At 68.0% G+C, this 17,707-nt stretch carries 10 protein-coding genes and 2 pseudogenes; 6 read left to right on the top strand and 6 right to left on the bottom strand.

The genetic code is table 11. The features are described 5' to 3' along the window. Positions 1 to 60 precede the first annotated feature (60 nt). The 3 genes and pseudogenes from mutS to ACQ858_RS06845 all read left to right on the top strand — a co-directional run bounded on the left by mutS (position 61) and on the right by ACQ858_RS06845 (position 4,501). Positions 61 to 2,687, top strand: a pseudogene (gene mutS / locus ACQ858_RS06855) (DNA mismatch repair protein MutS). Between the two features lie 26 nt (positions 2,688 to 2,713). Further along, positions 2,714 to 3,553, top strand: a complete 840-nt coding sequence (locus ACQ858_RS06850; protein WP_431275993.1) for a peptidase — start codon at positions 2,714 to 2,716, stop codon at positions 3,551 to 3,553. A gap of 141 nt (positions 3,554 to 3,694) precedes the next feature. Further along, positions 3,695 to 4,501 carry an alpha/beta hydrolase gene (locus tag ACQ858_RS06845; RefSeq protein WP_431275992.1) on the top strand — a complete coding sequence of 269 codons (807 nt, stop codon included), beginning with the start codon at positions 3,695 to 3,697 and terminating at the stop codon, positions 4,499 to 4,501. A 118-nt stretch (positions 4,502 to 4,619) separates the two neighbouring features. Here the strand turns inward: ACQ858_RS06845 and ACQ858_RS06840 are convergent, their stop codons facing one another. The 6 genes and pseudogenes from ACQ858_RS06840 to ACQ858_RS06815 form a co-directional block, all read right to left on the bottom strand. Further along, positions 4,620 to 5,444 (bottom strand): undecaprenyl-diphosphate phosphatase, encoded by an 825-nt coding sequence (locus ACQ858_RS06840; protein WP_431275991.1) that lies wholly within the window; start codon positions 5,442 to 5,444, stop codon positions 4,620 to 4,622. A gap of 56 nt (positions 5,445 to 5,500) precedes the next feature. Beyond that, entirely contained in the window at positions 5,501 to 6,178 is a 678-nt protein-coding gene (locus ACQ858_RS06835; RefSeq protein ID WP_431275990.1) for a GNAT family N-acetyltransferase, read from the bottom strand. Positions 6,179 to 6,180: 2 nt separating this feature from the next. Further along, positions 6,181 to 6,819: an aspartate/glutamate racemase family protein gene (locus ACQ858_RS06830; protein WP_431275989.1), complete on the bottom strand. Its 639-nt coding sequence runs from the start codon at positions 6,817 to 6,819 to the stop codon at positions 6,181 to 6,183. Positions 6,820 to 6,833: 14 nt separating this feature from the next. Beyond that, entirely contained in the window at positions 6,834 to 11,591 is a 4,758-nt protein-coding gene (locus ACQ858_RS06825) for an efflux RND transporter permease subunit (protein ID WP_431275988.1), read from the bottom strand. Between the two features lie 13 nt (positions 11,592 to 11,604). Further along, positions 11,605 to 14,753, bottom strand: a pseudogene (locus tag ACQ858_RS06820) (efflux RND transporter permease subunit). Positions 14,754 to 14,768: 15 nt separating this feature from the next. Further along, complete coding sequence (locus tag ACQ858_RS06815) at positions 14,769 to 16,058, bottom strand: efflux RND transporter periplasmic adaptor subunit (RefSeq protein ID WP_431275987.1); 1,290 nt, start codon at positions 16,056 to 16,058, stop codon at positions 14,769 to 14,771. 216 nt (positions 16,059 to 16,274) lie between these two features. Between ACQ858_RS06815 and ACQ858_RS06810 the strand changes: the two genes are divergently transcribed. The 3 genes from ACQ858_RS06810 (at position 16,275) to ACQ858_RS06800 (ending at position 17,664) form a co-directional block, all read left to right on the top strand. After that, entirely contained in the window at positions 16,275 to 16,688 is a 414-nt protein-coding gene (locus tag ACQ858_RS06810) for a DUF2306 domain-containing protein (protein WP_431275986.1), read from the top strand. Between the two features lie 53 nt (positions 16,689 to 16,741). Then, complete coding sequence (locus ACQ858_RS06805; protein ID WP_431275985.1) at positions 16,742 to 17,254, top strand: DUF6622 family protein; 513 nt, start codon at positions 16,742 to 16,744, stop codon at positions 17,252 to 17,254. A gap of 179 nt (positions 17,255 to 17,433) precedes the next feature. After that, positions 17,434 to 17,664, top strand: coding sequence for a 2TM domain-containing protein (locus tag ACQ858_RS06800; RefSeq protein ID WP_431275984.1), 231 nt, complete (start codon positions 17,434 to 17,436; stop codon positions 17,662 to 17,664). Positions 17,665 to 17,707: the final 43 nt, after the last annotated feature.

Raw genomic sequence — 17,707 nt, 5'->3', positions numbered from 1 at the left:
CCCTCGGCATCCTTATGATGCGTGCCTGCCGGCCCATCGGCCGGCGCGGCGTTCTCTTCGATGACTCTCCCTGCGACGGCACCTCACACCCCCATGATGGCCCAGTACCTGGGCCTCAAAGCCGACCATCCGGACACCCTGCTCTTCTACCGGATGGGCGATTTCTACGAACTCTTCTACGGCGACGCCGAGAAGGCGGCTCGGCTGCTCGACATCACGCTGACGCAGCGCGGCCAGTCGGCGGGGCAGCCGGTGATCATGTGCGGCGTGCCGTTCCATTCGGTCGACACCTACCTCGCGCGGCTGATCAAGCTCGGCGAATCGGTGGCGATCTGCGAGCAGGTCGGCGAAGTCGGCGCCGCCAAGGGGCCGGTGGAACGCAAGGTGGTGCGCGTGGTCACGCCCGGCACGCTGACGGATGCGGAGCTGCTCAACGACAAGAGCGATTCGCTCCTGCTCACGGTGCATGCGGGCACGCGCAATTTCTGCGGGCTCGCGTGGCTCAGCGTGACGGGCGACGAGCTGCGGCTCGCCGAGTGTCCGGCAGACGCGCTCGAGGCGTGGATCGCCCGCATCGGCCCGAGCGAAGTGCTCTACAGCGCCGAAGTCACGCCGGCTTTCGAGCAGCGGCTGAAGGCGATGCGCAACGGCGCGTCGTCGTTCACGCTGTCGGTACGGCCCGCGTGGCAGTTCGACGGCGGTCTCGGCGAGCGCAAGCTGTGCGAGCAGATGGGCAGCAACAGCCTCGCGGCGTGGAACGCCGATTCGCTCGCCAACGCGCACGCCGCGGCGGCCGCGCTGCTGGGCTATGCCGAGCACACACAGGGGCGCGCGCTCTCGCACGTTCAGCGCCTGTCGGTGGAGCGCGACGGCGACCTGATCGAGCTGCCGCCCGCCACCCGGCGCAACCTTGAACTGGTGCAGACACTGCGCGGCGAGGATTCGCCGACCTTGTTCTCGCTGCTCGATACCTGCATGACCGGCATGGGCAGCCGCCTGCTCAAGCGCTGGCTGCTCGCGCCGCGCCGCGACCGGGCCGATGCACAGGCGCGGCTCGATGCCATCGGCGCGCTGCAAGCCACGCCCCCGGCGGCACGTCCGCGCCGTGGCGGACGCTGCGCGAGCAGCTCAAGAACACGAGCGACGTGGAGCGCATCGCCGCACGCATCGCCCTGCGGCAGGTGCGCCCGCGCGAACTGGTCGCGCTGCGCATGGCACTGGCCAAGGCGGAGCAACTGGTGCCGAAGCTTCCGGCCTCGGCGCCGCTGCTTGAGTCCATCGCGTCGCGGCTCGCGCCTCCGGCAGGCTGCGTCGACTTGCTGATCGCCGCGATCAGCCCGGAGCCTGCCGCGCTGGTGCGCGACGGCGGCGTGATCGCTTCGCGCCACGATGCAGAGCTCGACGAGCTGCGCGCCATCAGCGAGAACTGCGACGACTTTCTCCTGCAGCTCGAAACCAGCGAGCGCGAGCGCACCGGCATCGGCAACCTGCGGGTGCAGTTCAACCGCGTGCACGGCTTCTACATCGAGGTCACGCAGAGCGCGCTCGACAAGGTGCCCGACAACTACCGCCGACGGCAGACGCTCAAGAACGCCGAGCGCTTCATCACGCCTGAACTGAAGGCCTTCGAGGACAAGGCGCTGTCGGCGCAGGACCGTGCCCTCGCGCGCGAGAAATGGCTCTACGAGCAACTGCTCGACAACCTGCAACCCTTCGTCGCCGGGCTGAACCGTCTCGCCGGCGCGCTCGCCACGCTCGATGCGCTCGCCGCGCTGGCCGAGCGCTCGCACACGTTGCACTGGCGCGCACCCGGCTTCGTCGCGCATCCGTGCATCGAGATCGACAAGGGGCGCCATCCGGTGGTCGAGGCGCGGCTCGCCGAGAAATCATCGGGTGCGTTTATTGCAAACGACACGCGCATGGGCCCTCAGCAGCGCATGCAGATCATCACCGGACCGAACATGGGCGGTAAATCCACCTACATGCGGCAGGTGGCGATCATCGTGCTGCTGGCCTCGATCGGCTCGCATGTGCCGGCCGATGCCTGCCGGCTCGGCCCCATCGACGCGATCCACACGCGGATCGGCGCCGCGGACGATCTGGCCAACGCGCAATCGACCTTCATGCTGGAAATGACCGAGGCCGCGCAGATCCTGCACAGCGCTTCCGCGCATTCGCTGGTGCTCATGGACGAGATCGGCCGCGGCACCAGCACCTTCGACGGGCTCGCGCTCGCGGCCGGCATCGCGGCGCAATTGCACGACCGCACCCGCGCCTTCACGCTCTTCGCGACGCACTATTTCGAACTGACCGAGTTCCCCGCCACGCACCACGGCGCGGTCAACATGCACGTGAGCGCGACCGAGGCCGGCCGCGACATCGTGTTCCTGCACGAGATGCAGCCGGGCCCAGCCAGCAAGAGCTACGGCATCCAGGTCGCGCGACTCGCCGGCATGCCCGCCGCGGTGGTCAATCACGCGCGCCAGGCGCTGGTGGCGCTCGAGGCGCAGCAGACCCAGACGCGGGCGCAGGTGGACCTCTTCGCGCCCCCGCCCGCGGCGGAGGCGCCGATGGTCAGCGCCGTAGAATCCGCGCTGACTGCGCTCGACCCGGACGCGATGAGCCCGCGGGAGGCGCTCGAAGCGCTCTACACCTTGAAAAAACTCCAGACGCGCGAACAGGGCTGATGGTTCGATTCGTGCAACAAGACCTCATGACGTACTGTGTAGGCATCAAACTCAACGCCGGACTGGTGTTCCTCTCCGACTCGCGCACCAATGCGGGGGTGGATCACATCAGCACCTTCCGCAAGATGATCGTCTACGAAAAGCCGGGCGACCGCGTCATGGTGCTGCTGTCCGCCGGCAACCTGAGCATCTCGCAGTCGGTGCGCGAGATCCTGCAGATCGAAGAGCTGCGCGAAGTGCGCGACGACGGCGAGGAAGGCCCGCCGATCACCATCTGGAACGCGAAAAGCATGTTCGACGCCGCGCGCGTGCTCGGCTCCGCGGTGCGCCATGTGTACGACCGCGACGCCGAGGCGCTCAAGCATGCCGGGCTGGACTTCAACGTCTCGTTCATCTTCGGCGGGCAGGTCAAGGGCGAAGGCATGCGCCTTTTCCTCGTCTACGCGGCCGGCAACTTCATCGAGGCCACGACCGAGACCCCCTACTTCCAGGTTGGCGAATCCAAGTACGGCAAACCGGTGCTCGACCGCGTGCTGACGCCCGAGACCCCGCTGGACGAAGCCGCCAAGTGCGCGCTGGTGTCGATGGACTCGACGATGAAGTCGAACCTCTCCGTCGGCCTGCCGCTCGACCTCGTGGTGTACGAGGCCAACCAGCTGCACACCGACAAGATCATCTGCATCGACGCAGACAACCCCTACTACCGCATGATGCACAACAGCTGGGGCCAGAAGCTGCGCGAGGTGTTCGACAGCATCGAGGACCCGGTCTGGGACGACGCCTACACCGAGCATCCGCTCAAGATGCCCGCCACGCGGCACAGCCCGCTGCGCAAGATTTCCACGCCCGATGAGAAGTTGATCTGACCCCCAGCCTCGCCCACTGCGTGTGGCTCGGGCACCCCTTTCAGGGGGCAACCCCGGCGGCCCGGCAGAGCCGGTTCCGCGGGGTTTTGCGAACGGGCTTCGCTTCGCTTGCCGCTTGCTTGCTTCCATACCGCGCTTTCCATGCTTCCTCCCGTCATCTTTTCCCACGGCAACAGCTTTCCCGCCAGCACGTACCGGGTGATGCTCGACAGCTTGCGCAACCGCGGCTTCGACATCGACGCGGTCGAGAAATTCGGCCATGACCCGAAGTACCCGGTCACCGACAACTGGCCGCACCTCGTACAGCAACTCGCCGATTTCACGCGCGAGCGGACAAAGAAGCTGGGCGGTCCGGTGTTCCTCGTCGGGCACTCGCTCGGAGGCTTCCTGAGCCTGATGTGCGCCGCGCAGCATCCCGAACTTGCGCGCGGCGTGGTGCTGATCGACTCGCCGATCATCGGCGGCTGGCGTGCCGGCACCATCAACCTGATAAAGCGCACGCCGCTCATGAAGAATGTCTCGCCCGGCGCGATCAGCCGCAGGCGCAGGAATCTCTGGGAACACCGCGAAGCCGTGTTCGAGCACTTCCGCAGCAAGAAGGCCTTCGCAAAGTGGGACGAGCGCGTGCTGCGCGACTACATCGAGCACGGCACCCTCGACGCCGAGGATTCACGCGCGCTGAGCTTCGATCGCGATGTCGAGACGGCGATCTACGACACCATCCCGCACAACCTCAGCGCCCTGCTGCGCGCGCATCCGCTCAAATGCCCCGCCGCCTTCATCGGCGGCCGCCAGTCGGTCGAGATGCGCCGCGTGGGCATGGCGATGACCCAGCAGGTCACCAAGGGCCGCCTCATGATGCTCGACGGCACCCATCTGTTCCCGATGGAGAAGCCGATCGCCACCGCGGCGGCAGTGGAAGCATCGCTGCGCAATATGCTGGCCTGACGGCCCAACCGCTCCCCTTACCAAGAATACCGCGGAACCGGCTCCGCCGGGCCGCCGGTATTGCCCCCGGTAGGGGGTTAGCGTAGCGACACGAAGTGCGCGCAGCCTGGGGGCGAGCTCAATCAGCCCAGACCACGAGCCCGCTCCACGCGGTCGCCAGCACCACGATGCCGAAGGCGATGCGATACCACGCGAACGGAATGAAGTCGTGCGTGCTGATGTAGCGCAACAGCCAGCGCACGCAAAGCCAGGCGCTCACGAACGAGAACACGAGGCCGACCAGGAACAGCGGCAAGTCGGCCACCGACAGCAGCGCGCGCTCCTTGTAGAGGCTGTAGACGCCCGCACCGATCAGCGTCGGGATCGCGAGGAAGAAGGAGAAATCGGTTGCCGCCTGGCGCGACAGCCCGAGCAGCATCCCGCCGATGATGGTCGAGCCGCTGCGGCTGGTGCCCGGAATCATCGCGAAGCACTGCACGAGGCCGACCTTGAGTGCATCCCACGGCGTCATGTCGTCCACGTGCTCGATGCGCACTGACCCCGGCGGCCGCTTCTCGGCCCACAGGATGATGAAGCCGCCGATGATGAAGGTGCTCGCCACCACGACCGGAATGAACAGGTGCGCCTTGATCGCCTTGCCGAACAGCAGGCCCAGCACCACGGCCGGCAGGAAGGCAATCAGTACATTGAGCGTGAAGCGTCGCGCCTTGGGCTGGCGCGGCAGCGCGACGATGGTCGAGTGGATCTTCTGCCAGTAGACGAGGATGACCGCGAAGATCGCGCCGGTCTGAATCGCGATGTCGAAGACTTTCGCCTTGTCGTCATCGAAGCCGAGCAGCGAGCCCGCGAGAATCAGGTGGCCGGTCGACGAGATGGGAAGAAATTCGGTCAACCCCTCGACGATGCCCATGATGGCGGCCTTGACCAGCAAAACGATATCCACGCGCGCTCCTTGAAAGAGCGTCGATTATCGCGATGGAAGTCAGGCGTCGGTCCAGTTCAGCACCGCGAGATCACGCGGACCGCCGCTTCGCAGTGGTCGCGGAAGCCCATGCGCAGGTACAGCCGGTGGGCGCTGTCGTTGTCGCGCATGACGTGGAGAAACGGCGTTTCGCCGCGCAACAGCTGGCGACGGATGAGCTTTTCCATCAGGCGGCGGGCGAGCCCGCGCCCCTGGAAATCGGGGTGCGTGCACACGCCGCTGATCTCATGCAGCGTGCCGGCGTGCATGCGCTCGCCGGCCATGGCGATCAGGCGGCCGTCCTCGAAGCAGCCGAAATATTCGCCCAGTTCGGGCGTGCGCGGACCGAAAGGGCCGGGCCGGGTCAGGGTTGCGAGCTCGGCCGCCTGCGCCGCGTGCTCCGGTCGCAGAGGCACGGCATCGAACGCCGGGGCGTCGCCCGGCATGACGCCGTCCCAGACCATTCGGTACATGGTGGCGTCGACATCGATGTTCCATCCCGCCGGCGCGAGGCCGGTCCAGTCCATGCAGTAGACGTGCTCGTCGGGCTCGCAAAGCAGCGCGAGCGCGTCGAGATCGGGATGCCGCGTGTCTGCGAAACCCGCGATCGGCGAGAAGCCCGGTGCGTAGCGCCGCGCCCGGTCGTTGCCGGATGCGAACTTCGCATGCGCGCCGGAGAGCGCATTCCAGGTGATGTTGTCGAGGAGCGGGTTCATGTTCACGCGCGCTCACGCAACGCCCGCACCGCGCTGTCCACGGTGGTCATCACAGGCAATCCCGAGGCCGCTTCGCATGCGGCCCGGGCGCGCGCCATGCTGAACTGCGCCAGCGCAATGCGCGCGCAGCCGCGTTCTTTCAGCGCCTTGGCCTGCGCGGCGACCAGTTCGTCATGCTGCTGCACATCGCCGCGGTTCAGCGCCTCCATGGCGCCTGCGGCAAGCGCCGTCACGAGTTCCACGCTGCCCGGAAATTCCCGCGGCATCGATTCCAGCGTCGGCGCAAAGGTGGCAATCAGCCCCAGCCTGCCGCCCCCTTGCGCGGCCTCCGCCACCATGGCCTCGTTGGGCTTGAGCACCGGGATGCCGGCATGTCGCCGCGCAACCGCCTCGATGCACGATCCGAAGGCCGAGCAGGTGAACAGAATCCCGTTCGCGCCGGTATCGACCGCGTATTGCGCCAGCCGCTGGAAGCGCTCGTGCATGGCCTCGTCGAGACCCCGTCCGCCACGCGAGAGATCGGCCGAGAGGCTGTCGTCCAGCAGGTTCATGCGCACTGCCTCGGGCCAGTCGCGCGCGAAGGCTTCGTTGATCGGTGCGACGGAATGGGCGAGGGCGTGGATCAGGGCGATGCGTGTCATCCCCCGAGGGTAGCTCAGGAGCCGCTGCTTGCAACGGGTTGCGCGGCGTCCTGCATCCAGTCCGCATGCCAGCCCCCGCCGAGCGACTGGATCAGCGCCACCGCCGCGGTCTGCCGGCTGACCTGCACCTGCAGCAGCGTGCGCCGGGCATTGAGCGCCGACACCTGCGCCACCACGACGCTGGTGTAGTCGATGGTGCCCGCGCGGTAGCGGTTGAGGAACTGCTCCTCGGTGCGGTCCGCGGCGGCCGAGGCCTGGCGGCGCATGGTTTCCTGCTCGGCGAGACTGGCGCCGGCGGTGAGCTGGTCCTCGACGTTCTGGAACGCGGTCAGCACGGTCTGCCGGTAGCGCGCAACGGAGGCCTCATGGCTCGCCTTGGCCGCGTCGACGCTCGCGCCGATCGCGCCCGCGTCGAACACCACCTGCGCCACCGACAGGCCGAGCGACCACAGCGTGTTCGAGGCGTTGAAGAGATCGCCCACGCGGGTCGCGCCGCTGCTGACGGCACCACCGAGCGTGAAGCTCGGGTAGTAGGCCGACCGCGCGATGCCGATCTGCGCATTGGCAGCGGCCACGCTGCGCTCGGCGGCCGCGATGTCGGGGCGGCGCTGCAGCAGAAGCGTCGGCACACCGGAGGGAATGCCGGGCACCACCGGCTTCCAGTCGGCTGGCGGCAGCGAGAACTCGGCCGGCGCCGCACCGATCAGCACCGCGATCGCGTGTTCCAGCGTGTCGCGGGTGCGCTTGAGCGCAACGCGCTCGGCCCGGGTGGTGACCAGCAGCGTTTCCGCCTGCAGCACGTCGCTCTGCGCGGCAATGCTGGCTTCGTAGCGGTTGCGCGTGATCTGAAGGCTGCGCTCATAGCCTTCGAGCGTGATGTCGAGGATGCGCAGCTCGGCATCGGCTTCGCGCAGCGAGAAGTAGTTGGTCGCGAGATCGCCGATGGCCGACAGTCGCGCCAGCGCCAGATCGGCTTCGTTTGCCTGCGCGTTGGCCTGCGCGCTGTCCACTGCCTTGCGCAGACGCCCCCAGACGTCCGGCGCCCAGTCGGCGTTGAGCGAAACGGCCATCGCGTTCGACGGCGAGGTGTTGCGCGCACCGCTGCGGCGCGCGCTGCCATCGACCGTGACGCTCGGGAACAGCGCGGCCCGCTGCCCGCGCACCAGCGCCTGCGCCTGCGCGTAGTTGGCGACGGCCGCCGCGACGTTCTGGTTCGACACCTGCACGCGGGACGCGAGATCGTCAAGCACCGGGTCGCCGAAGAGCTTCCACCACTCGCCACGATCCAGGGCATCCGCGGGCGCGGCAGGCAGCCAGCCTTCAGCGGCGGGCGCGGACTTCCAGGCGGCCGGGCTCGCCGTCTCCGGCTGGACGTATTCAGGGCCCACCGCGCATCCGGCCAGCGCCGCAGCCAAGGAAAGAGCGATGGCCGTGCGCACAAGCGCTCGCGGGTCCTGGCGAAAAATCGGTCGGTTGAATGCAGTCATGGTCTCGGGTGCGCGTGGCGTGCGGCTCATGTCGACACGCCGGCCGCGCGGCTCAGTTTTCTCTCGTTGGACGTGCGGCGGCGCAACTTGTCCAGCAGCACGTAGACCACCGGTGTGGTCAGCAGCGTCAGCAACTGGCTTGCGATCAGACCGCCGATGATCGCGACGCCCAGCGGCTGGCGCAGTTCCGCGCCCAGCCCGAAGCCGATCGCGAGCGGCAGTGCGCCCAGCGCGGCGGCCAGCGTGGTCATCAGGATCGGGCGGGAAGCGCAGCAGGCAGGCCTCGCGCACCGCTTGTGTAGCGTTCAGCCCGCCCGCGCGCTCGGCTTCGAGCGCGAAGTCGATGATCAGGATCGCGTTCTTCTTCACGATGCCGATCAGCAGGAAGACGCCGATCAGCGCGATGATGGAGAACTCCATGCGGAACAGCAGCAGCGCCAGCACCGCGCCGACGCCGGCCGAAGGCAGCGTGGTCAGCACGGTGATCGGATGGATGAGGCTCTCGTACAGCACGCCGAGCACGATGTAGATCACCACCAGCGCCGCGACGATCAGGAACCACTGCTGCCCTTGCGACTGCTGCGCCGCGAGCGCCGTGCCCTGGAAGCTGCCGCGCACGTTGACGGGCATCGCGATGTCGGCCTCGGCCTGCGCGACGATGCGCTTCGCGTCGCTCAGGTTCACGCCGTCGGCGAGGCTGAACGAGACGGTGCTCGCGAGCTCGGTGTCCTGGTGGTCGATCGAGGTCGGCACCGCGCGCTCGCTGAACTTCGCGAAGGCCGACAGCGGCACCATCAGCGTGGTGTCGGTCGCGATCTGCTGGCCGGTGGATGCGGTGCGCGAAGACGGGTTGGCGGACACGAGCGTCGAGGTGCCGGTGGTGGCGTCCTTGTTGTCCTCGACCGAGCTCACGATCGTCGCACCGCTCGCGTTGGTGGTGGCGGCCAGCGTCGAGGGCACGTAGAGATCCCGCAGCACGATCGGCGAACGCTGGAAGCGCGGCGCCCATTCCATGATCACCGAGTACTGGTTCAATTCATCGTAGATGGTCGCGACCGAGCGCTGGCCATAGGCGTTGTAGAGCGCGGCGTCCACCGCGCTCGAACTGACACCCAGGCGCGCGGCCGCATCGCGGTCGACATCGACGAAGGTCTCGACGCCGTTGTCCGCGTCGTCGCTGTCGACGTCGGTCAGCGCAGTTTCCTGCCGCAGCCGGTCGGCGAGCTTGGTCGACCAGGTGCGCAGGTCACTGAGGTTGTCGCTCTTGAGCGTGTACTGGTAGGTCGAGTTGCTCGACCGCCCGCCCATGCGCAGGTCCTGCACCGGGAACAGGAACACACGCAGCCCGGTGAGCTGGTTGAGCTGCGGGCGAAGCCGGTCGATGACCGCCTGCGTGCGGTCGGTGCGCTGCGACACCGGCTTGAGGTTGACGAACATGAAGCCGCCGCCCGCGCGGCCGCCACCCGAGAAGCCCACGACCGTATCGACCGCCGGGTCCTTGCGGATGATGTCCACCGCCTGCCTGAGCTTCTCGGCAACGGCGCCCGACGAGATGCTCTGGTCGGCGCGCAGGCCGGCATTGAGCTGGCCGTTGTCCTGCTGCGGGAAGTAGCCCTTGGGAATCGCGTTGAAGAGATAGACGTTGAGCGCGATCACCGCGAGCAGCACCGCAACCACCACGCCCTTGCTCGCGAGCGCCCAGTCGAGGCTGTGGGCATAGGCGACGAGCGTGCGCTTCCACGCGCTCTCGGTGATGCGGATGAAGAAGCTGCGCACCTTGCCGGGCTTCTTGCCGCCCTCTTCCGCCTCGCTGCGCAGCAGCATGGCGCACAGCATCGGCGTGGTGGTGAGCGAGATCACCAGCGAGATCAGCACCGAGACCGACAGCGTGACCGCGAACTCGCGGAACAGCCGGCCCACCTGTCCGCCCATGAAGAGCAGCGGGATGAACACCGCCACCAGCGACAGGCTGATCGACAGCACCGTGAAGCCGACTTCGCGCGCGCCGCGCAACGCGGCCTCCACGCGGTTCATGCCGGCCTCGACGTGGCGGGTGGTGTTCTCGAGCACCACGATCGCGTCGTCGACCACGAAGCCGGTGGCCACCGTGAGCGCCATCAGGCTCAGGTTGTTCAGGCTGTAGCCCAGCAGGTACATCACGCCGAAGGTGCCGAGCAGCGACACCACGGTCGCCACCGCCGGCACGATGGTCGCGCGCGCTTTGCGCAGGAAGAGGCCCACCACCAGCACCACCAGCGCGACCGAGATCATCAGCGTCGTCTCGATCTCGTGCAGCGACGCGCGGATGGAGTTGGTGCGGTCCGACGCGACCTCGATGTTGATGTCCTGCGGCAATTGCTCGCGCAGCTCGGGCAGCAGCTTGCGCACGCCGTCCACGGTCTCGATGATGTTGGCGCCCGGCGACTGCGTGACCAGCACGATCACCGCCGGTTCGCCGTTGAAGAGGCCCAGCGTGCGCGTGTTCTCGACGCTGTCGATCACCCGTGCCACATCGCTGAGACGCACCGCCGCGCCGTTGCGCCACGCGATCACCAGGTCGCGGTAGTCGACCGCCTTGCGCCCCGGCGCGGGCGTGTAGATCTGCAGCTTGCGGTCGGCGCTTTCGATCGCGCCCTTGGGCCTGTTGGCGTTGTTGGCCTGGATCGCGGCGCGCACGTCCTCGCTGCTGATGCCGAACTTGTTGAGCGCGAAGGGCTCCAGTTCCACCCGCACCGCCGGCAGCGAGCCGCCGCCGATCTCGACTTCGCCGACGCCTTCCACCTGCGAGAGGCGCTGGCTCACGATGTTCGAGACCTCCTCGTAGATCTGGCCCGGGGTGCGCGTCTTCGAGGTGAGCGCGAGGATCATGACCGGCGCCGATGCCGGATTGCGCTTGCGGTACGTGGGATTGGTGCGCAGCGTCGCCGGAAGATCGACGCGGGCGGCGTTGATCGCGGCCTGCACTTCGCGTCCGGCGCTGTCGATGTTGCGGCTCAGGTCGAACTGCAGCGTGATGCGGGCGGAGCCGTTGGAACTGGTGGACGTGAGCTCGTTGACGCCCGGAATGATGCCGAGCCTGCGCTCCAGCGGCGTCGCGACGCTGGAGGCCATCGTGCTGGGGCTCGCACCCGCGAGGCTGGCCTGCACCGAGATGGTCGGGAAGTCGACCTGCGGCAGCGGCGACACGGGCAGCACGAGGAAGCCGATGATGCCCGCCAGCGCAATGCCGATGGTCAGCAGGACCGTGGCGACCGGGCGTTCGACGAATGGCCTGGAAAGATTCATGTCCGGCCCCGCCTCACGCCGTCACCTCGTCGCCGTCGGTGTCGCCGGTTCCGCTCTTGCCGCCGCCGCCCAGCCTGCGGCCCATGCGGTCGAAGGCCAGATAGATCACCGGCGTGGTGAAGAGCGTCAGCACCTGGCTCACCACCAGTCCGCCGAAGATCGCAAGACCCAGTGGCCGCCGCAGTTCGGCGCCATCGCCCCAGCCGAACATCAGCGGCAGCGCGGCGAACAGCGCGGCCAGCGTCGTCATCAGGATCGGGCGGAAGCGCAGCAGCGCGGCCTGATGGATGGCCTCCTGCGGCGACTTGCCCTGGTGCCGCTCTGCGTCGATCGCGAAGTCGATCATCATGATCGCGTTCTTCTTCACGATGCCGATCAGGAGGATGATCCCGATGATCCCGATCACGCCGAGGTCGTTGCCGGTCAACATGAGCGCGAGCAGCGCGCCGACGCCGGCCGAGGGCAGCGTCGAGAGGATCGTCAGCGGATGGATGTAGCTCTCGTAGAGCACGCCCAGCACGATGTACACGCACACCACCGCCGCGAGGATCAGCCAGAGCTGGTTGGTGAGCGACTTCTCGTAGGCCCCCGCCGCGCCGAGGAAAGTCATGCTCACGCTGCCGGGCATGGCGATCTCCTTGGCCGCCGCGCGGATCGCCGCGACCGACTTGCCGAGCGCCACGCCCGGCGCGGTGTCGAAGCCGATGGTCGCCGCCGGGTACTGCGCCACGCGCGTGACCTGCAGCGGCGCGTACTGCTCGCGCACCGTCGCGAGCGACGACAGCGGCGTCGCCGCGCCCGATCCGGTGCGCAACTGCAGGTTGCCGAGTGCTTCGGGCGAAGACAGCGGCTCGCGCTGCGCTTCGAGGATCACGCGGTACTGGTTGGTCTCGGTGAAGATGGTCGAGACGATGCGCTGCCCGAAGGCGCTGTAGAGCGCATCGTCCACCGAGCTCGCGGTGACGGACAACCGCGATGCGGTGTTGCGATCGACGTCGACGTAGGCGGCAAGACCCTGCGCGCCCGCGTCCGTGGTCGGGTTGCGCACCAGCGGTTCGCTGCGCAGGCGTTCGACCAGCTTGCGCGCCCAGGTGTCCACCGTGGCCGTGTCCACGCCTTCGAGCGAGACGCGGAATTCGGTCGGCCCGGTTTCGGCGTCGATGGTCAGGTCCTGCGTCGGCTGCAGGTAGAGCATGACACCGGCCACGTTGGCGCGCACCCGCTCGCGCAGAAGCTGCATCACCTCGGCCTGCGGGTCGTGGCCCTTGCGCAGGTTGATCAGCATGCTGCCGATGTTCATCGCCGTGTTGTTGGCGGCATCGACGCCGACCACCGAGCTCAGGCTCTGCACGTCCGGGTCGGCCAGGATCGTGTTCGCGGCGGATTGCTGCAGATCGGCCATGCGCGCGTACGAGACTTCCTGCGCCGCCTCGATGCGGGCCTTGAGCTGGCCGGTGTCCTGCGTCGGGAACAGGCCTTTCGGAATGACGACGTAGAGCACCACCGTGAGCGCCAGCGTCAGCACCGCCACCAGGAGCGTCAGCGGCTGGTGGCGGAACACCCATTGCAGCCATGCGTCGTAGCGTGCGATCACGCGCTCGAAGAAGCGCTGCACGCGCGCGCCGAAGCGGCCGCCCTCTTCCGACTCCGGCTTGAGCCAGCGCGCCGACATCATCGGCACCAGCGTCAGCGACACCACCGCGGAGATCAGGATCGTGATCGCCAGCGTCACTGCGAACTCGCGGAACAGCCGGCCGACCACGTCGCCCATGAACAGGAGCGGAATCAGCACCGCGATCAGCGACACCGTCAGCGAAATGATGGTGAAGCCGATCTGCGTCGCGCCCTTGAGCGCGGCCTGGAACGGCGGCTCGCCCTTCTCGAGATAGCGCGCGATGTTCTCGATCATCACGATCGCGTCGTCCACCACGAAGCCGGTCGCGATCGTGAGCGCCATCAGGCTCAGGTTGTTGAGGCTGTACCCCATCAGGACCATGAGCCCGAAGGTGCCGACCAGCGAGATCGGCACCGCGATGCTGGCGATGACCGTCGCGCGCAGGCTGTGCAGGAACAGGAAGATCACCAGCACCACGAGCACCACCGCGAGCGCGAGTTCGAGCTGGACGTGGCTCACCGATGCCCGGATGCCGGTGGTGCGATCGCTCAGCACCTCGACCTTGACCGCGCCGGGCAGCGAGGCTTCGAGCTCGGGCAGCTGCTTCTTGATGGAGTCGACCGTGCCGATCACGTTCGCGCCGGGCTGGCGCTGCACATTCAGAATGATGGCCGGATAGGGCCCGGCGTCTTCGCTGCCGGCCCTTTCGTCCGATCGAATCGCCGCCCACGCGCCGAGCTGGGTGTTCTCGGCGCCGTCGATCACGCGGGCCACGTCGGTCAGGCGCACCGGCGCCCCATTCTTCCAGGCGACGATCAGGTTCTTGTAGTCGGCCGCGGTGACGAGCTGGTCGTTGGCGTTGATGGTGTAGGCGCGCTTCGGGCCGTCGAAGCTGCCCTTGGCGCTGTTGGAATTGGCCGCCGCGATCGCCAGCCGCAGCGTGTCGAGCCCGATGCCCACGGACGCCAGCGCGTTGGTGTTGGCCTGGATGCGCACGGCGGGCCGCTGGCCGCCCGAGAGCGTGACCAGGCCCACGCCGCCGACCTGGCTGATCTTCTGCGCGAGCCGCGTGTTCGCGAGGTTCTGCACCTCGGTGAGCGGCATGGTCTCGGAGCTGACCGCCAGCGTGAGGATCGGCGCGTCGGCCGGATTGACCTTGGCGTAGACCGGGGGCGCGGGCAGATCGGCCGGCAGCAGCGAGCCCCCGCGTTGATCGCCGCCTGCACCTGCTGCTCGGCGACGTCCAGCGTCTGGTCGAGTGTGAACTGCAGCGTGACGATCGACACACCGGTCGCGCTGGTCGAGCTCATGCGGTCGAGGCCGGCCATCTGGCCGAACTGGCGCTCCAGCGGCGCCGTGACGGTGCGGCTCATGACTTCCGGGCTCGCGCCCGGGTAGAGCGTCTGCACCTGGATGGTCGGGTAGTCGACCTGCGGCAAGGCGGCCAGCGGCAGAAACCGGAAGCCGACCAGCCCCGCGAGGACGATCGCGAGCATCAGCAGCGCGGTCGCGACCGGCCGCTCGATGAAGACGCGCGAAGGACTCATCTTCTTTCCAGTCCTTTACTGCGGCGGCGGGCGCTGGCGGCGGCTCTGTTGCTGTCCATCGCCACGCTGTCCGCGCTGGCCATTCGCGCCCTGGCGCGGCGCCGTGGGCTTGTCGCCCTGCAGGGTCACGCGCGCGCCGTCCTTGAGGCGGTCGCCGCCTTCGGTGACGACGAGCTCGCCCTCCTTCACGCCATCGTTGATCGCCACCAGATCGACCGTCGCCTCGCCGCGCTTGACAGGGCGCATCGAGACCGTGCGGTCCTCGTTGATCACGTACACGAAGGTGCCGTTGGGCCCGGTGCGCACCGCGGTGACGGGCACCACGACGGCGCTGACGGTGCGCAGCGTCATCTGGATGTTGACGAACTGGTTCGGGAACAGTGGCGCTCCCTGGTTCGCGAAGCGCGCCTTGGCCTTGACCGTGCCGGTGCTGGTGTCGACGATGTTGTCGAGCGTCGAGAAGGTGCCGGTGTCGAGCACCGAACTGCGCACGCGATCCAGCGCCTTCACGTGCAGCGCTTCGCCCTTGGCGAGCTGCGCCTGGATGTCGGGCACGCGATCCTGCGGCACCGAGAACTGCACGTCGATCGGGTTCATCTGCGTGATGACTGCGATACCAGTGGTCGCGTTGGCGGTCACGGTGTTGCCCGGATCGACCGTGCGCAGCCCGATGCGGCCGGCCACCGGCGCGGTGATGCGGGTGTAGTCGAGGTTGAGCTTGGCCGCGGCCTCGGCGGCGCGGTCGGTGATCACCGCGCCTTCGAGCTGCTTGACCAGCGCGGCCTGGGTGTCGACGTCCTGCCGTGCGATCGAGTCCTGCCCGAGCAGCGTGCGGTAGCGCGCCAGCGTGACGCGCGCGGCCTCGAGCTGCGCCTCGTCGCGCACCCGCGTGCCCTGGGCCTGCGCCAGCGCCTGCTCGTAGGGGCGCGGATCGATCCGCGCGAGCAACTGGCCCTTGGTGACCGTCTGGCCCTCCGTGTAGAGCACCTCGGTCAGCACGCCGCCGACCTGCGGCCTGAGCGTGATCGTCGCCAGCGGCGTCACGGTGCCGAGGGCGTCGATGAGGATGGGGAGATCCGTGCGGTGCGCCGACGCATGGCCCACCGTCTGAGCGATGCCGCCGGCGCCGAAGCCGGGACGCCCGCCGGCCGGCTCGCCGGAGCGATTGACCAGATACCACGCACCGCCAGCCAGGCCCGCCACCAGGATCAACGCCAGCGCCGCGCCCAGCCAGCGCCGTCCACGCGAAGGGGGCCGAGGTTCAGGATCAATGGGACGGGTGGGCTCGGCGTTGGGAGACGACATTGTTGGAGTCAGGCTTTCGACGTATGCGTCTGAGTGGAGCCGGGAATCGTAGCGCCCAGTGACGACAAACCGTAAAGCCTCGGTAAAGCCCGGGTTGACGTCTGCATCTGGCGACAGCGATCTGCAACTGGCGCCGCCGTGATGCAGTTCGTCGCATCGCCATGGCGGGCGACGCGGGCCGTCGGCACAGTCCGGCCATCGATTCAGGAGCCCGCCATGCAGATGTCCCCGATCATCGCCGTCCACCTCACCGCAGCCGTCAGCGCGCTGGTCCTCGGGCCGGTGGTGCTCTGGGCCCGCCGTGGCCGCACCCAGCACCCGCGGCTGCATCGCGCCCTGGGCTATGCATGGGTGACCCTGATGGTGATGACCGCCGTCTCGGCCGTCTTCATCCGCGATTTCAGGCTGCCCAACATCTCGGGGTTCACGCTGATCCATTTGCTGGTGCCGGCGGTCTTCTATGGCCTCGGGCGGGCCTTCTGGAAGCTCTTCCGGGGCGACATCCGCGGCCACCGCCTCGCGATGCAGGTGACCTACATCAGCGCCTGCATCGTGGCCGGCGGCTTCACGCTGCTGCCGAGCCGCTACCTCGGCCAGCTTCTCTGGAGCCAGTGGCTGGGCATCGCCTGACGCCTTTTTTCTTTCGCATTCCCTCTTTTCTCCCAACTCTCACGGAGCACACCATGCTGACGCAGATCCTTCTTCATACGCCCAAGTGGGTCTTCGGCCTTTTCGCTGCCCTGCTGTGGCTCGGCGCGCGCCAGCTCACGGCAACCAGCCCAAGCCTGAGCCGCATGACGCTGATGCCGATCGCGATGGGCGGCCTCTCGATCTACGGCGTCGCCTCGGCCTTCGGCGACTCGATCGTCTCGCTGCTGGCATGGGCGGCCGTGGCCTTCGCGACGCTCGCGCTGGTACTGCAACGCGGATTGCCCGCAGGCACGCGCTACGACACGGCAGCGCGCCGGTTCCATGTGGCCGGCACGGCCGTTCCGCTGATGCTCATGATGGGCATCTTCCTCACCAAGTACATCGTGGGCGTGCTGCTCGCCATGCATCCCGAGCTCGGACACCAGCCTGCCTTCGCCGACGGGGTCAGCGCGCTGTATGGTGCCTTCACGGGCATCTTCATCGGGCGAGCCATCCGGCTCTGGCGCCTCGCGATGCGCACCGAATCCACGGCGCTCGCCGCATAGGATGAGACTCACCCCCAGGCTCGCGCACTTCGTGTCGCTCTCCACCCCTCTCCGGGGACAACCCCGGCGGCCCGGCGGAGCCGGTTCCGCGGGGTTCCTGGGCTTGGCTGCGGCGTTTCATCCGATGCGGACGGCGCGTCGCGCAATGGATCAATGGATAGCTTGGAAGGAGTTTCATCATGAGTACTGACGAGATCGACCGTCTGGCCCGCAAGCGTGCGAAGGCCAAGATGGGCTGGTTCATCCACGCAGGCATCTATGCCACCGTCAATCTCGGGCTGGTCGCGCTCTCGGCGGCGAGCGGCCGGGCCTGGACCGTCTTCCCGCTGCTCGGCTGGGGCGTCGGCCTGCTGGCCCACGGCATCTCGGTCTGGATGCTGCCCCCGGGGGCACGCTGCTCGAGCGGATGACCGAGCGCGAACGCGCCAGGCTGGCCCGCGGCACCCAGGGAGA

Source organism: Variovorax ureilyticus (assembly GCF_050632185.1).
GTDB lineage: Bacteria > Pseudomonadota > Gammaproteobacteria > Burkholderiales > Burkholderiaceae_C > Variovorax > Variovorax ureilyticus_A.
This window is presented reverse-complemented; position numbering and strand designations above follow the sequence as displayed.

Bases quoted from the DNA above. Each gene is read 5' to 3' on its own strand.
- ACQ858_RS06850 (WP_431275993.1), top strand. From the start codon at position 2,714: ATGACGTACTGTGTAGGCATCAAACTCAACGCCGGACTGGTGTTCCTC.
- ACQ858_RS06845 (WP_431275992.1), top strand. From the start codon at position 3,695: ATGCTTCCTCCCGTCATCTTTTCCCACGGCAACAGCTTTCCCGCCAGC.
- ACQ858_RS06835 (WP_431275990.1), bottom strand. From the start codon at position 6,178: ATGAACCCGCTCCTCGACAACATCACCTGGAATGCGCTCTCCGGCGCG.
- ACQ858_RS06830 (WP_431275989.1), bottom strand. From the start codon at position 6,819: ATGACACGCATCGCCCTGATCCACGCCCTCGCCCATTCCGTCGCACCG.
- ACQ858_RS06825 (WP_431275988.1), bottom strand. From the start codon at position 11,591: ATGAATCTTTCCAGGCCATTCGTCGAACGCCCGGTCGCCACGGTCCTG.
- ACQ858_RS06815 (WP_431275987.1), bottom strand. From the start codon at position 16,058: ATGTCGTCTCCCAACGCCGAGCCCACCCGTCCCATTGATCCTGAACCT.
- ACQ858_RS06810 (WP_431275986.1), top strand. From the start codon at position 16,275: ATGCAGATGTCCCCGATCATCGCCGTCCACCTCACCGCAGCCGTCAGC.
- ACQ858_RS06805 (WP_431275985.1), top strand. From the start codon at position 16,742: ATGCTGACGCAGATCCTTCTTCATACGCCCAAGTGGGTCTTCGGCCTT.
- ACQ858_RS06800 (WP_431275984.1), top strand. From the start codon at position 17,434: ATGAGTACTGACGAGATCGACCGTCTGGCCCGCAAGCGTGCGAAGGCC.